General features: G+C 56.5%; 9 protein-coding genes. 5 read left to right on the forward strand and 4 right to left on the reverse strand.

The genetic code is table 11. The annotated features are described in order from the left end of the window. The first annotated feature begins 2 nt into the window (after nucleotides 1-2). The 5 genes from Pan97_RS01095 (at nucleotide 3) to Pan97_RS01115 (ending at nucleotide 10,001) form a co-directional block, all read left to right on the forward strand. Nucleotides 3-1,295 (forward strand): beta-ketoacyl-[acyl-carrier-protein] synthase family protein, encoded by a 1,293-nt coding sequence (locus tag Pan97_RS01095; protein WP_144969936.1) that lies wholly within the window; start codon nucleotides 3-5, stop codon nucleotides 1,293-1,295. A 342-nt stretch (nucleotides 1,296-1,637) separates the two neighbouring features. After that, a complete protein-coding gene (locus Pan97_RS01100) occupies nucleotides 1,638-3,959 on the forward strand; it encodes a DUF1592 domain-containing protein (protein ID WP_144969938.1) in 2,322 nt (773 codons plus the stop codon). Nucleotides 3,960-3,973: 14 nt separating this feature from the next. Further along, nucleotides 3,974-5,329, forward strand: a complete 1,356-nt coding sequence (locus Pan97_RS01105) for a DUF1552 domain-containing protein (protein WP_144969940.1) — start codon at nucleotides 3,974-3,976, stop codon at nucleotides 5,327-5,329. A gap of 211 nt (nucleotides 5,330-5,540) precedes the next feature. After that, nucleotides 5,541-8,564: a DUF1553 domain-containing protein gene (locus Pan97_RS01110; protein WP_165698549.1), complete on the forward strand. Its 3,024-nt coding sequence runs from the start codon at nucleotides 5,541-5,543 to the stop codon at nucleotides 8,562-8,564. Continuing rightward, on the forward strand, nucleotides 8,565-10,001 hold the full coding sequence (locus Pan97_RS01115) for a DUF1501 domain-containing protein (RefSeq protein WP_144969945.1): 1,437 nt from the start codon (nucleotides 8,565-8,567) through the stop codon (nucleotides 9,999-10,001). A gap of 75 nt (nucleotides 10,002-10,076) precedes the next feature. On the opposite strand, the gene Pan97_RS01120 is transcribed toward Pan97_RS01115, so the two are convergent. The 4 genes from Pan97_RS01120 to Pan97_RS01135 form a co-directional block, all read right to left on the reverse strand. Further along, complete coding sequence (locus tag Pan97_RS01120; RefSeq protein WP_144969947.1) at nucleotides 10,077-10,709, reverse strand: pentapeptide repeat-containing protein; 633 nt, start codon at nucleotides 10,707-10,709, stop codon at nucleotides 10,077-10,079. Between the two features lie 370 nt (nucleotides 10,710-11,079). Continuing rightward, nucleotides 11,080-12,225, reverse strand: coding sequence for a radical SAM family heme chaperone HemW (gene hemW / locus Pan97_RS01125; protein WP_144969949.1), 1,146 nt, complete (start codon nucleotides 12,223-12,225; stop codon nucleotides 11,080-11,082). After that, on the reverse strand, nucleotides 12,222-13,061 hold the full coding sequence (locus Pan97_RS01130) for an MBL fold metallo-hydrolase (protein WP_144969951.1): 840 nt from the start codon (nucleotides 13,059-13,061) through the stop codon (nucleotides 12,222-12,224). The genes hemW and Pan97_RS01130 overlap by 4 nt, the downstream gene beginning before the upstream one ends. A gap of 161 nt (nucleotides 13,062-13,222) precedes the next feature. Further along, complete coding sequence (locus Pan97_RS01135; protein ID WP_144969953.1) at nucleotides 13,223-14,005, reverse strand: segregation and condensation protein A; 783 nt, start codon at nucleotides 14,003-14,005, stop codon at nucleotides 13,223-13,225. Nucleotides 14,006-14,120: the final 115 nt, after the last annotated feature.

The raw sequence follows: 14,120 nt of genomic DNA on the forward strand, positions 1-14,120 counted from the left end.
CTATGACTAGGCGAGTCGTTGTCACCGGTGTCGGCATGGTGAATCCCATGGGACACGATGTGGAAACGGTCTGGAAAGGCTTGAAAGAGGGCGCTTCCGGCGTTGGCTACACCACCATCTTTGACGCCTCGAACTTCCCCACCAAGATCTCGGCGGAAGTCAAGAATTGGGACGTGACCAAGTGCGGTGAGAAGATCGCCGACTGGGAAAAAGCTGGTCGTCATACGCGCTTCGCCGTAGGTGCCGCCAAGCAGGCCGTGGAATCTTCCGGCGTCCTGGACAGCATCAAGGATCCGACCCGCTTTGGCGTCTACTTGGGATGTGGCGAAGGGGATCAGGATTTTCACACCTTCACCAACATGGTGGTCGCCGCGATCAGCAGCGGCAATGGCGACTGGGACAAGTCGGCATTCATCACCAAGGGCCTGGCCACGCTCGACTCGCAGCGCGAGATGGAACAAGACCCCAGCATGCCTTGTGGTCACCTGGCATCGTTGTTCAACGCCCAAGGGCCTAACCTGAACTGCTTGACTGCCTGTGCCGCTTCAAGCCAGGCCATTGGCGAAGCGCGTGAACTGATCAAGCGTGGTACGTGCGACGTGATGCTCTCAGGCGGAGCACACTCGATGATCCATCCTTTTGGCGTCACCGGTTTCAACTTGCTGACCGCCCTGTCGACCCGCAACGACGAGCCCACCAAGGCATCGCGCCCTTTCGATCGAGAACGCGACGGCTTCGTGCTGGGCGAAGGAGCCTCGATGGTCGTGCTCGAAGAACTCGAACATGCCAAGGCCCGCGGCGCGACGATCTTTGGCGAGATCATTGGCTACGGCACCACGGCCGATGCGTTCCGCATTACCGACACCCATCCGGAAGGACGCGGGGGTATCGCCTGCATGAAGATGGCGATGGAAGACGCCGGTATCGGTCCAGAACAGGTCAACTACGTCAACGCCCACGGCACCAGCACCACGGTGAACGACAAGGTCGAAACGCTGTGCTGCAAGGAAGCGTTTGGCGAAGAGTGGGCCAAGAAGATCCCGGTCTCCAGTACCAAGAGCATGATGGGGCATTTGATTGCCGCAGCTGGCGTGACCGAAGCGATCGTCTGCATGTTGGCCATTCGTGACAACGTCCTTCCGCCAACGATCAACTACGAGAATCCAGACGACAACTGCGATCTCGATTATGTGCCCAATGTGGCCCGCGAGGCGAAGGTCGATATCGCCCTGAACAACAGTTTTGGGTTCGGCGGCCAAAACATCACGCTCGCCCTTAGTCGTTTCAAAGACTAAGTCAACGAAGCCCATTCACTTCAAGCCGCGATCCACCCAGTGGACTCGCGGCTTTTTTGTGTCGATGCGTCCCAAATTTTTGGGCAGAAGCGGACTGCTAAAATGGCGATGCAGTTTATCCGCATTGCCCGTCTTGTAGGTGGAAGGCGTTTCTGCGGTGGGGTGTCTTTCTATCTCCTCGCACGGCACTATTTTCGTGTGGAAATCCGTATTCCGAAAGCGCCGCTGGTGGATACGATTTTCCATAGACGTATCTACACATGATTCTTATAATAATGGGCTACCTTCCCCTTAAACCTGCCTTAATCCCTCGTTATCTTCCCCAAGTAGGAGTTCTCTTCCATGTCACGGCTCCCAGGCGGGCTCCGTACATTCGGGCCGTTCCCAATCGTTTTGTCTCTTCTCTGCACGCTGATTGCGTCGCAGGCATGGGGAGCAAAACGCGCGGAGATGGCTGAGTCGTACAGCGCCACGGTAGTGCCGTTTATGAAGAGTTACTGCCTGGATTGCCACTCAGGCGACTCCGCCGAGGCAGGGCTCGATTTGGAAAAGTTCCGCTCGTGGGAAGAGGTCACCACCACCGGTCGGAAGAAATGGGCATCGGTGTTGGACATGTTGGTCACCGGGAGCATGCCCCCAAAAGACTACGATCAACCTGCCGGCGAAGAACTGCAAGACGTACTGAAGTGGGTGCAGGACGCGCTGTCGATGGTCGATTGCGATGGCCCCGTGAATCCCGGCCGTGAGACCATCCGCCGCTTAAATCGTATTGAATATGAGAATACGATTCGTGATCTGGTCGGCATCCAATACAAGGCCACCGAATCGTTCCCGGCCGATGACGTTGGGTACGGCTTTGACAACATCGGCGACGTGCTGTCGACGTCTCCGCTTCTGTTTGAAAAGTTCTACCAAGCCGCTGATGAGATTGCTTCGCGCGCAATCATCACGGATAAGAGCCAGCTGATTCCTAAGAGCGAGTTGCCGCTGGCCAAGTTCAAGTTGAAGTACGGCAATCCCTCGGGACGGCAGCTGACGTTTCCTTCCAACAACACCGGCAGCTATGAACTGGATGTCGAACCCGGTATGTATACCGTGGCCATTTATGCTCATGCCAGCCAGTCGGGAGATGAGCCCGCCAAACTGGGAGTTCGTCTCGGTGACAAGGAGAAGCGAACGTTCGCAGTCAGTAACGAGCGTCCCAGCGACCACCCGATGGAAATCAAAATGCGGGTTCCTCGCGGAAAGCTTCCTTTGGAAGTTGCTTTTCTCAACGATCATTACGATCCGGGCAATCCCAATCCCAACCGCCGCGACCGAAACCTGTTCATCAATCGAATCGAACTGCGTGGGCCCGATACAAACCTCGATGATCGGTATCCCGAGTCGCATAAGAAGATCATCTTCGTGAGCCCTGGTCAGCAGGGATTAGACGAGAAGCAAGCCGCTCAGCAGGTGATTGCGCGATTCGCGTCCCGAGCGTTCCGTCGACCTGTCACCAAGGGGGAGATGGAGCGGCTGATGATCCTCTACGAAATGGCGAAGGAGGACGGGCTGAACTACGAGGCATCGATTCGCGAAGTCGTCGTTGGCGTGTTGTGTTCCCCTCACTTCCTCTTCAAAGTCGAGGAAACGCCTGAGGGAAGCGAAGGCACGCAGCCGCTGACCGACTATCAGTTGGCGACCCGCTTGAGTTACTTCCTGTGGAGCACCATGCCCGACGAGGAACTGCTGCAGCAGGCCTGGAAGGGAACGCTCCGGCAGAACCTCGACGTGCAAGTCGAGCGGATGCTGGCCGATCCGAAAGCAAAACAACTCACCGAGAACTTCGCCGGGCAGTGGCTTGAAATGCGAAAGCTCGAGATCGTTCAGCCCGATCGGAATCGCTTCGGCAGCTTCAATCACAAGCTTGCCGCCGATATGCGTACCGAAACGGAAATGTTCTTCCAGTCGATCATCGATGAAGATCGCAGCGTGCTCGATCTTTTGGGTGCGGATTACACGTTCCTGAATCAACGTCTGGCCGAGCACTATGGAATCGGTAGCGTCAAAGGAGATCACTTCCGACGTGTCGAGCTAGGCGATGGTCGTCGAGGCGGCATTCTCACCCAAGCCAGCGTGCTGACGGTGACCTCCAATCCAACACGCACGAGCCCGGTGAAGCGTGGCAAGTGGATTCTCGACAATGTACTCGGTACGCCCCCGCCTGAAGCGCCGGCCGATGTGCCATCGCTGGAATCACAAAAGAAGCTGACCGGCAGCCTACGTGAACAGATGAAGCAGCATCGCGAGAACGCGGCTTGTGCTTCGTGCCATGCCCGCATGGATCCGATTGGTTTCGCTTTGGAAAACTACGATGCGATCGGCAGATGGCGGACCAAGGACGCCGGCTTCGCCATCGACGCAACTGGTGAGATGCCTGGCGGACGCAAGGTCGACGGAGCGGGCGGCTTGAAGAAGCTGTTGTTGGAAGACAAGAAGGACGACTTCGTTCATAACCTGATCTCCAAGACGACAACGTACGCCTTGGGGCGAGGCGTGGAATATTACGACGAGTGTGCGATCCAGGCCGTGAAGGTCGAACTGGAGAATAGCGGTTACCGCTTTTCCTCGATGATCAAGGCCATCGTTCATAGTGATCCATTTCAAAAACGCGGTGGCTAAGGGAGACCTATTCGATGTCTAGCACAATGCTCAGTCGGCGAATGATTTTGCGTGGCCTTGGTACCGCGGTGGCGATGCCTTGGCTGGAAAGCGTTTGCCCGGAAGCCCGCGCCGCCAACGTCGATTCCTCCAACGTCAAACCGCCGGTGCGGATGGGGTTCTTCTACGTTCCTAACGGCATGCATATGCCGGACTGGAAGCCAAAGTACGAAGGAGAACTCAAAGAACTAACTCCCACGCTCTCGCACTTGGCGAAACACCGCAGCGAGATCATGCCGATCTCCGGTTTTGAACTGCACAACGGTTGGGCCCTGGGGGATGGCGGCGGAGACCACGCACGCAGTGTGGCTTCCTTTTTGACCGGTGCCCATCCCTTCAAGACAGGCGGCGCCGATATCCGTAATGGAGTCTCGGTCGATCAGTTCGCCGCGGCTCGAATTTCCCATCTGACCAAGTTCCCGTCGCTCGAATTGGGGCTGGAACCAAGTGCCCAGTCAGGCAGCTGTGATACCGGGTACAGCTGCGTCTATTCGTCGAATCTCAGCTGGCGTAGCGATACCAATTATGTCGCCAAAGAAGTTAATCCGCAGGCCCTGTTCGATCGGCTGTTTGGCAATGGCGAGTCGCAGGAGCAAGCCGAAAGTCAGGCGATCCGCAACCGCCGCAAAAAAAGTGTCCTCGATTTCGTCCTGAACGATGCCAAGCGTCTTCAGTACCGTCTGGGGGAAGTCGATCGCCGCAAAATGGATGAATACTTGCATGCGGTGCGGGACGTCGAACGCCGCGTTTCCCACAGCATCAAGCTGGAAGGGAAGGAAGTCGAGATGCCGGACTACGCTCGTCCAAGTGGCGTACCGGCTGAATTTGAAGAGCATTGCCGTTTGATGCTCGATATGATCGTGCTCGCGTTTCAGACAGACTCGACGCGGATTGCGACCTTCATGATGACCAATGCGAGCAGCAATCGTCCTTACCCTCAAGTCGGCGTGAGTGAAGGGCACCACGATCTTTCACATCACCAGAACGACGACGCCAAGCAGAAGAAGATCTCGAAGGTCAACGCCTTTCATGCCAAGCAGTTCGATTATCTGCTGACCAAGATGCGGGAGGTCAAGGAAGGGGACGGCACGCTGCTGGATAACTCGATGTTGCTATATGGCAGCGGCATCTCGGACGGAAACCGCCACAATCATGACGATCTACCGATCTTGCTGGCCGGCCGGGGTGGCGGCGCACTGAAGCCGGGGCGGCACGTCCGCGTGGCGGATAAGACTCCACTGTGCAACTTGTACGTTACGATGCTCGAAACCATGGGCATCAGCGCCGACAAGTTCAGCGACTCCAATGGCCGGGTAACCAACCTCGGATAGGTCCAGCCTGTCTAATCGTTACGACCCCTTCACAATGCCCTGCGGTAGGGCGTTCCCTGGCACGCACTTGGACGAAAATCCCTCCCTGCGTATATGATGAAAGAAAGGCGTCTTTCTTTCCTGTTTGGTTGGGGTGCTTGTGCATTCTGTTCGCGCTTGGCTAATTCGATCGCTTCTGTTCTCGGCGTGCGCGCTGGGGACGTCTCTTGCCGTGCGCGCGGAGAAGCCGGCGACCGACTTCGCTCGGGACGTGCAGCCGATCCTGGCTCAGCACTGCTACGCTTGTCACGGCCCTGACGCGGCCACGCGGAAGGCCGATTTGCGGCTCGATCAGCGCGATAGTGCGTTGGAGAAGGTCTCGCCTGGGCATTCCGGTGCTAGTGAACTCTATCGACGTTTAGTTTCCAGCGATCCCGATGTTCGCATGCCGCCTCCTGGCGAGCAGCACCAGCCGAGCCTGGAAGAGATTGCCACGCTCAAACGCTGGATCGAAGCAGGCGCCCCGTGGCAAGAGCTATGGAGCCTGCAGCCGATCACGCGTCCGAGCATACCTTCGGTCGAACGTCAGGATTGGCCGACGAATGATATCGACTATTTCACGCTGGCCGAGATGGAAGCCAACCGCGTGTGGCCAGCAGGCTTTGCTTCCCGTTATGCCTGGCTGCGCCGGGTTACCTTCGACCTGACCGGCTTGCCACCTTCGCCCGCTGAGATTGATGCTTTCGTTTCTGACACGTCATCCCAGGCCGAGCGGAAAGTCATCGATCGTTTGCTCGCGTCGCCTGCCTATGGCGAGAACTTCGCTCGCCGTTGGCTCGACTTGGCTCGATACGCGGACACGCATGGGTATAACGTCGACAGTCATCGCGACATGTGGCGTTATCGCGAATGGGTGATTGAGTCGCTCAACGCAAACATGCGGTTCGATCAATTCACGATCGAGCAACTCGCCGGCGATCTGCTTCCCAACCCGACGGTCGATCAACTTACGGCGACCGGGTTTCATCGGAACCTGCCGGTGAATGACGAGAATGGGGCGTTCGCCGAAGAGTATCGTCATGCGTACGTCGTCGATCGCGTGAACACGACCGGCAGTGTCTGGCTGGGGATGACGCTCGGTTGTGCCCAGTGCCACGATCATAAGTACGATCCAATCTCGCAGCGTGACTTCTATCAGTTGGCTGCCTTCTTTGACAACATCGACGAGAAAGGGCTCGACGGGCAATACGGTAACGCTGGGCCCGTCATTAAAAGCCCCACGCGAGAACAGCAAGAGAAACTGGCCGATCTCGAAACAAAGCTAGGCCAGCTTCGCCAGCCGTATGCCGATTATCTGACGACGGACGATCCGCTGATGATCGGTTGGGAAACGAAAGCCAGAGAGGAGGGTCGAGCCGAAGTCGTTTCGCAGGAGAAGCTGCTCGCTAAGCTTGACTTCGATACGACATCTCCTTTTCCAAGTGGCATTCGCCTGGTTGGTGACGGCTCCTACGTGACCGGCAAGCAAGGCCAAGCCCTGGTTGCTGGCGGAAATATGCGGCTAAATCTACTTCGTGATCCCCAAGGGCCTCTTTCCGTTGCCGCATGGCTTTATCCGACCGTCACGCGTCCGCAAGTTCTTTATGCTTTGCGCTGCGATAATGGCGACATGCTGCAGTTGGTCCAAGCAAAAGACAAGTTCACGCTTACTTCGGTCAAGGCAGATGACACGGTCATCACGCGGGAGGCGGCTTGCGACCCATGGGAAACCAACGTTTGGCAGCATGTGGCGTTTGCGATCGATCCAAGTGCCCCTGGAGACGCCCGTGTTTGGATGAATGGCAAGCGTCTTTCGTGGCAGTTGCCAACAACTACCTCATTGGATGAAGACGAGGTTGACGATTCCCAAGGGGAGTGGCTCTTCGCTATTCGTGGGCTGTTGGACGACGTGCGGATCGATGCACGTATCTGGTCCAATCGCGAGGCAACGATTCTGGCGGAAGACGACCCGATCTCGGCACTGCTCGCCAAAGCACCCCGCGAGCGTACGGAAACGCAATCAATTCGTCTCAAGACGTTCTATCTGCGTGAGACGAACGAAAACTTCGTTCGTCTGGAACAGCAGATGGAAGATTTGCGGCGGAAGATCGAACTTCTGTGGCGAGAGTTTCCGGAGACGATGGTGATGCGCGAGCGAGAAGAACCACGCGTCACGCATGTTCGTATTCAAGGTCAATGGGATCAGCTTGGTGATGTCGTGAAGCCCGGCGTACCACGGCAGTTGTACGATGGCAATGCCCGCGGACGTGGCGATCGTCTGCAGTTGGCCAAATGGCTGGTCTCGGCTGGCAATCCGCTGACAGCCCGAGTTGTCGTGAATCGCACCTGGCAACACTACTTCGGCACTGGGCTGGTGAAGACGATCGATGACTTTGGGACGCGCGGAGAACTACCAACCCATCCGGAATTGCTCGACTATCTTGCCAGCGAGTTGATCGATAGTGGATGGGACATGAAGCATCTGCACCGCCTGATTGTCAGCAGCAGCACGTATCGGCAATCCAGTTCAGTCAGTAAGGCACGTTATGAAGCCGATCCCGAGAATCGCTTTCTTGCCCGAGGCCCACGGTTGCGTCTGACAGGCGAAGAGCTCCGAGATCAAGCACTTGCGGCCAGTGGGCTGTTGGTGCGGCAAATCGGCGGTGTGAGCGTCAAGCCGTATCAGCCGCCGGGCCTATGGGAAGAGCTTTCTAAGGGAAGCGAGTTCACCGCCCAGCGATTCGTGCAGGATCATGGCGACCGGCTTTATCGTCGAAGTCTGTACACGTACTGGAAGCGATCGAGCCCGCCGCCCAACATGATCGCCTTCGATGCACCAAACCGCGAGATCTGCGTCGCGCAGCGAAGCCGGACCAATACGCCGATGCAAGCGCTGGTGCTTTTGAACGACGTGACTTTCGTCGAGGCCGCCAAGGTGTTGGCTGCCGATGTGCTCAAGAATCAGGGTAATCGAATCGACGCGGCCATGGGCGAGGCCTTCCTAAGGGTTCTTTCCAGGCCGATTCGCCCGGACGAACTGGCGATGCTTGAGGCCTTGTATCGACAAGAGCTGCAGAGGTTTACCGACGATCCCCAAGCGATGAACCAGTGGCTGGGCGAAGGAGAAATGGTAGTCGCTGCGAGTCCCGAACTGGCAGCGATGGCAGTGATTTGCCATACGATATTCAATCTCGATGAAGCGGTGATGACTCCCTAAATGCGTGACGATTTCCAACAACTCGCGGACCGTCAAACACGGCGATCATTCCTGGGATCGACCAGCGTATCGCTGGGTGCGCTGGCGATGCACGCGCTCGCGACGAAAGATGTTCAAGGAGCAGACCTTTCATTGCCCCATTTTCCACCCAAGGTGAAGCGGGTCATTTACCTGTGCCAGTCCGGTGCCCCCTCTCAGCATGACTTGTTTGACTACAAGCCGCAGTTAGAACGACTGGCCGGCGAAGAGTTGCCAGAGTCGATTCGAATGGGGCAACGGCTTACGACGATGACGTCCGAACAAGACTCGTTGCCGCTGACCCCCAGCAAGTTCGCGTTCTCCCAGCATGGCGAGGGCCGCATGTGGTTTAGCGACCTCGTTCCGCACCAGGCCAAGATCGCGGATCGCATCTGTCGTATTCGCTCCATGCATACTGACGCGATCAATCACGATCCCGGTACGACGCTGCTGGTCAGTGGGCATACCCTGCCAGGCAGACCGAGCATGGGGAGTTGGCTCAGCTACGGGCTGGGGAGCGAGAACGAGGAACTGCCGTCCTTCGTAGTGCTGGTTTCCCAAGGAAGCGCCACGTTGAACAATCAGCCGATCTTCGATCGTTTATGGTCGAGCGGTTTTTTGCCGTCTCGTTACCAAGGGGTTCGCTTTCGTAGCAATGGGGATCCTGTTCTGTATTTGAACAACCCGGCTGGTATCTCGATGGCTGATCGGCGTCGCGTTATCAAGACCCTGGCTGCATTGAACCAGCGCCAGGCTGCCGAGGTGGGAGATCCGGAAATCGAAAGTCGCACTGCTCAGTACGAGATGGCCTATCGGATGCAAATGTCGATTCCGACTCTAACCGATTTTTCGAATGAGCCCGAATCGGTTTTTGCGGCCTACGGAGACGATGCCAGGAAGCCAGGTACTTACGCTGCCAACTGCCTTTTGGCACGCCGCATGGCCGAGCGAGGCGTTCGATTCATTCAGCTGTTTCATCGCGGCTGGGATCAGCATCGCAGCATCAATGCCGAGCTTCCCCGGCAATGTCGCGATACCGATCAGGCATCGGCCGCGCTGGTTGAAGACCTGGCTCGGCTTGGTCTTTTGGAAGATACGCTGGTCGTCTGGGGAGGGGAGTTTGGTCGAACCGCTTACGCCCAGGGATCGATCGCTGCCAACGACTATGGCCGCGATCATCACAGTCGATGCTTTACCATGTGGCTAGCCGGGGCAGGGGTGAAGCCAGGCTTCGAACTGGGAACAACGGATGAGCTAGGCTACAACATCACCGAAGATCCCGTGCATGTGCACGACTTGAACGCGACGCTGTTGTACCTGTTGGGTATCGACCACACGAAGTTTACGTACCGTTTTCAGAGCCGCGACTACCGACTGACCGACGTGCATGGAAGCGTGGTCAAAAAAATTCTCGTCTGACGGCCAGTCGGCATCTTGTGCTGGTGGCAATGGCGTTTTCGGCGATGGCCACTCCAAATCGATTTGTTCGGACGACTAGGTCGCCCACACCATCCACCACGGCTTTTTCACCGACTGGGGTTTGGGTTTGAACGGCTTGTGCTTGGTGCACGCATTGATTGCTCGTTCGAGGTAGCAGCCTTCGAGGTGGGCTTCGGTCATTGTGGCGTCGGTGAAGTCGGCTTCGTCGACCTTTGCCCCGGTCAAGTCGGCACCGGTGAGATTCGCACCGCGAAGATCTGCCCGGGTAAGGTTCGCGCCAGGCATATCACAGCGCAGATCGCACATGCTGATATCGGCTTCGACCAGGCGGGCACCAGAAAGGTTGCAGTTGTGAAACTTCGCGTAACGTAGGTTTGCCTTGGTAAGGTTTACTTCTTTAAGCGACGACTCGTTGAGTATCGCGTCGGTCATGGTCACGCCGACCATATTGGCACCATCGAAGCAAGCATGCTTCACACTGGCACCCATGAAACTGGCACCTTCTAGGTCCGAGTTCTCGAAAGAGACTTCGTCCAGGTTATCGCTATCAAATACACAACTGCGAAGTACCAACGAGGAAAGGTCAGCACCTGCGAGGTTTTTGCCGACGAGCTTGGCACCGGCTAGTGCGTCTGCGTCGATCTCGTACAGGACTTCTCCTGTAATACGATGCTTAATTTGAATCATGGCGTCACTCCCAGGTTAACTGGCCAAGGATTGGGGGTGTGACATCGCTGGGGACTCCCCCAAGGCGATGCGATCGACGCCTCGACAATTTTGTTCCGTTAGATGAAGAGCAGTCGAACGTATCTTTCGTCGAGAGCTATTCTGTTTGAACCAGGGTTGGCAGAAAGAGTTTTGCGTGAAGTGCGATAATCTTTTCGCATCACTGATATTCACTCTACCTGATTGGTACTTCGATACAAAGTACAAAATATGAAGGAAGCGGAAGAATTGGCGCTTGATTGACTAGCAGGCTTAAGGTTTGCGTATGACGGAATGGACGGCTCAGCGCCCCGTAGAGTGGTGCCTGCTAGTGAGTTAGCAGGTTATCGACTCAAAGCAGTTCGACGCAAACGGTGTCAGCGAGTAATAGCCCTTCACGCGTTAATCGTAAGCGCTCATAACTATGGTTTAGTAGTTCTAATTCCAGAAACTGGTCAATCTTTGTCCCACATAACTCCCAGGGAGTCGTGCCGGTATCCTCCTGGAAGGTGGGAATGTGGACGCCGGCGAGCATCCGCAGACCAAACACAAGTTGCTCTCTGGCTTTCATTGGCAAGCTGAGTTCTTCATGTTCTGCCACTGGCGAGGTGCCTTGTTGCATTCTGCGGATGTATGCCGTGGTGCTGCGGTGGTTGGTTTCGCGAATCATGCCGACATGACGTGAAGCGCCAGGCCCGGCGGCAAAATATCGCTTGCCCAGCCAGTACTGCAGGTTGTGACGGCTTTCGCGTCCCGGCTGAGCGAAGTTCGAGACCTCGTAGTGCTCGAAACCGGCCTTCGTGAGATGATCGATCGCGGCCAGGTACATCTCGCGCTGAAGTTCCTCGTCGACTTCACGAAGCTGGTCATGATGCAGTCGATTCCAGAACGTCGTCCCTTTTTCAAACGTAAGTCCGTAGGTCGATAGGTGCGCCGTCCCCAGGTGGATGGCCGACTGAAGATCGCTTTCCCACTGTGCCAACGTTTCCCCAGGTGCGGCGAAGATCAGATCGACGCTCAGATTGGGAATCCGAGGCAATAACAGCTGTGCGGCGGCTTCGACCTGGCCTCGGTCGTGGTCGCGCTCAAGTAGTTTTAGTTTCTCACTGCGGAACGACTGAACGCCGAGGCTAACGCGATTGACTCCAGCCGACTCAAGGACTGCGACTTTCTCAGGTGTGATGTCGATCGGGTTCGCCTCGACGCTTAGCTCAGCGTCCGCCGCTAAGGGAAACCACTTGGTCGCTAGGGAAAGAAGTTGCTCCAGTTCATCCGGCGCAAGATGAGTCGGAGTGCCACCACCGAGAAAGAGCGTGTCAACCTCGTGCGGCTGACCGAGTTGCTCCAGTTCTTTCTCGATCGCGTTCAGGTAGGCACCGGCCAGGTCGTTGCGGCCGGCGATGACGGTAAAGTTGCAGTAGCCACAGCGGTGCGCACAAAACGGGACGTGAATGTACGCACTGCGCGGCGTCTCGTTCGCAGCGTGCAGGTCGCTCATAGCCACAAGTGCAGCCGTCCGTCGAGCATCTCCGGCAGCTTGGCTTGGACATGCTCTTGGATCTGACGATTGTTGTACCGCGTACTGAAGTGCGAGGCGATAATCTTTTTGTTATGAAAACGATCCTGCCGTGCCACCACGTCATCCAGGTGAATGTGACCCATCTTATGGATCTTTTCCTTCCGATGCTCGGGCGAGACGAACGTCATTTCCATGATCAGAATATCGGCCTCGTAAAACTGCGGGTTGTTGTCCATCGCCTCGGCGCGGCTGTCCCCCAGGTAAGCCAACAACGGGTGACGATGCTCTTCGGTGACCTCGGTACCGCCCAGTCGCAGGTCTCGAATTTGCTCTCCGGGAAGCTCTTGAAACTCCGGTTTCAGTTTGCGACGTCTCTGCGAAACGATATAGCCAACCGACGGGACGGTGTGCTTCGTTTCATAGGCGTTGACGATCAGCTCGCGCGAGAGTTCGATCTCCGTGCCTGGTAGGACCGGATGAATGGTGCACGGCATCTTGCCGCGATCCAATCGGCTGAATGCTTTGAGGACCTGCAGGGCAGGGCCGACGGCGATTTCAGGCATGTAGATGACTGGAGGAGGCATTTTCATCAGCCGACGACGCGAAACATACACGGGCAGCGCGGCGATATGATCCAAGTGAGCATGGGAAACAAACCACGTTGCCGTACCCATGAAGTCCCACGGCTGCAATCCCAGATCGAAGCCAAGCTTCATTTCTGGAATGCGCCAGTAAGTTTGAACGGCCGCGCGGGAATACCCTTCGATCGTCAGTCCGTTGAATTCAAGTTTTCGCAGCGGTGCGTTGTCGAGCATGATCGTCAAAGTCTGAGTTGCGTATCTCTGGAGGTTCCATCGTCGCCGTCGATCAGGCAGATGGAGTGTGATCGGGAGACCAATCGCTGTGAGTGCTGGTGACCCTCAATCAAGGTGCCATGTGTCGAGGAAGGAAAGGACTTGCATCCGCGAGATCAGGTTCACTCCGCCGATGCTTTTCCTGGTTCGTATTCGTCGACGTCTTCAAAATGAACTTCGGCCTTGAATCCTTCGCCGGCGGTAATCCAGATCTCGCTTTCTCCCTCGTCCTGATGGGCCAACGTATTATAGTGGCGGATCAGTTCCAGCAGGGCGAGGAAGATGCCAATGATGCGGCTCTTGGCGCTATCAGGCGGAAAAAGAGTATGGAAGCGAACCTTTCCCTCTTCGACAATCCGCTGGTGCACGGCTTTCATGTGGACCCGGATCGGGGTGTCGTCGTAAACGATATTGGTCGGCTGTTGGGCCTTGTTGTCTCGTAGCAGCCGATTGAGTGCACTAACGAGGTCCCAGAGTTCGACTTCATTAATCGGTTGGTCGGCCATATCGACCTTACGTGGGGGGAGGTCGTCGGCGATGCGGGTAAAGCGTCGCTGCCAGTTGCGTCCTTGGTCTTCCAGCAGGCTGGCAGCGTCTTTGAACCGTTTGTATTCCAAAAGTCGTTCGACGAGCTGTTCGCGCGGGTCGTCGATTGCTTCTTCGTCCGTGTCTTCGACCTGAGGCAGGACCAGCTTCGACTTGATCTCGATCAACGTGCTGGCCATTTCCAGGAAGTCGGCCACACTGTTGACGTCCATGGCCTTGAGAATTTCCAGATAGGCCAGGTATTGCTGAGTTACCTGGGCGATGGGAATATCGACGATATCAAGTTCGTGCTTACGAACCAGGTACAACAATAGATCGAGCGGCCCACGGTAGATGGGGATTTCAACTCGAAAGTTCATTGCTTGGTACCTGTTGTTGGCGACATCTGGTCCCCTCTCCACCGTCTGCGGCGGAGAGGGTTAGGGTGAGGGGGCGAATTGAGTCCCCGCGTCAGCCCCTCACCCTAGCCCTCTC

The organism is Bremerella volcania (assembly GCF_007748115.1).
In the GTDB taxonomy this organism is placed as follows: Bacteria; Planctomycetota; Planctomycetia; order Pirellulales; family Pirellulaceae; genus Bremerella; species Bremerella volcania.

Bases quoted from the DNA above. Each gene is read 5' to 3' on its own strand.
- Pan97_RS01105 (WP_144969940.1), top strand. From the start codon at position 3,974: ATGTCTAGCACAATGCTCAGTCGGCGAATGATTTTGCGTGGCCTTGGT.
- Pan97_RS01115 (WP_144969945.1), top strand. From the start codon at position 8,565: ATGCGTGACGATTTCCAACAACTCGCGGACCGTCAAACACGGCGATCA.
- Pan97_RS01120 (WP_144969947.1), bottom strand. From the start codon at position 10,709: ATGATTCAAATTAAGCATCGTATTACAGGAGAAGTCCTGTACGAGATC.
- hemW (WP_144969949.1), bottom strand. From the start codon at position 12,225: ATGAGCGACCTGCACGCTGCGAACGAGACGCCGCGCAGTGCGTACATT.
- Pan97_RS01135 (WP_144969953.1), bottom strand. From the start codon at position 14,005: ATGAACTTTCGAGTTGAAATCCCCATCTACCGTGGGCCGCTCGATCTA.
- Pan97_RS01100 (WP_144969938.1), top strand. From the start codon at position 1,638: ATGTCACGGCTCCCAGGCGGGCTCCGTACATTCGGGCCGTTCCCAATC.
- Pan97_RS01095 (WP_144969936.1), top strand. From the start codon at position 3: ATGACTAGGCGAGTCGTTGTCACCGGTGTCGGCATGGTGAATCCCATG.
- Pan97_RS01130 (WP_144969951.1), bottom strand. From the start codon at position 13,061: ATGCTCGACAACGCACCGCTGCGAAAACTTGAATTCAACGGACTGACG.